A 1,103-nucleotide genomic window follows, 5' to 3' on the forward strand; every position below is an offset into this window, starting at 1 on the left:
GGCGGGGCGGTGGCGGGGCCGATGACGAGTCCGGCGGCCAGGGTGATGGCCAGCACCATGAACGGCACCATGGGGATGGCGTAGAACAGGAACATGGTGCGCTCATCGGCGATGGCGTAGTAGAACCAGGGCAGCCAGCCGGCGGCGTAGGCGGTCAGCACGGCCGCGGCGCGCCAGTCGCGGGTGGCGACGTACCAGGCGACCGAGGCGATGAGGGCGGCCAGCGCGCCGTACCAGATGACGGGGGTGCCGACGCCGAGCACGGCCTGGGAGCAGCCGCCGCTCGCGCCGCAGCCGGGTGCGGTTTCGTAGAAGAACGCGACGGGGCGCAGCAGCAGGGGCCATTCCCAGGGCTGGGACTGGTAGTTGTGCGGGGTGCTCAGGCCGGTGTGGAAGCCCAGGACCTGGAAGTGGTAGGCCAGCCAGGAGCGGATGGAGTCGAAGACGAAGTAGTAGGGGCCCTGGCCGGTGGCCTGGGCCCAGTTGCGTCCCCAGCCGAGGGGGGAGGCGAACCAGCCGGCCCAGGTGGCGGTGTAGGTGGCGGCGGGGATGAGGGTCAGGGCGGCGCTCGCGGCGGGCAGGTCGAGGCGGAGCATGCCGCGCCAGGGGTGGCGCAGGCCGAGGGCGCGGCGGGCGCCGGCGTCCCAGACCAGGGTCAAGACGGTGAAGGCGAGCAGGAAGAAGACGCCGGACCATTTGACGGCGCAGGCGGCGCCGAGCATGGCTCCGGCGGCGATGCGCCAGGGGCGGGCGCCGAGGTGGGGGCCGTGTTCGGTCAGGGGGGAGGTTTCGTACCAGGTGGCCAGGCGGGTGCGGGCGTGGTCGCGGTCGGTGACCAGGCAGGCGAAGGCGGCCAGGACGAACAGCATGAGGAAGATGTCGAGCAGGGCGGTGCGTGACAGCACCAGGTGCAGGCCGTCCAGGGCGAGCAGGAGGCCGGCCAGGCAGCCGAGCAGGGTGGAGCGGGTCATGCGGCGGGCCAGGCGGGCGAGGATGAGGATGGAGACGGCGCCGGCGGCGGCGGTGGCGAAGCGCCAGCCGAAGGGGGTCATGCCGAAGATCTGCTCGCCGGTGGCGATCAGCCACTTGCCCAGCGGCGGGTG

1 protein-coding gene is annotated in these 1,103 nt (G+C 73.0%); it reads right to left on the minus strand.

Going from position 1 to position 1,103, the window contains the following annotated elements; translation table 11 throughout:
- Positions 1 to 1,103 (minus strand): dolichyl-phosphate-mannose--protein mannosyltransferase (locus ABD823_RS34395; protein ID WP_344867139.1); only part of this gene is annotated, 1,103 nt, incomplete at both ends.

Source organism: Planomonospora alba (assembly GCF_039534085.1).
Lineage (GTDB): Bacteria > Actinomycetota > Actinomycetes > Streptosporangiales > Streptosporangiaceae > Planomonospora_B > Planomonospora_B alba.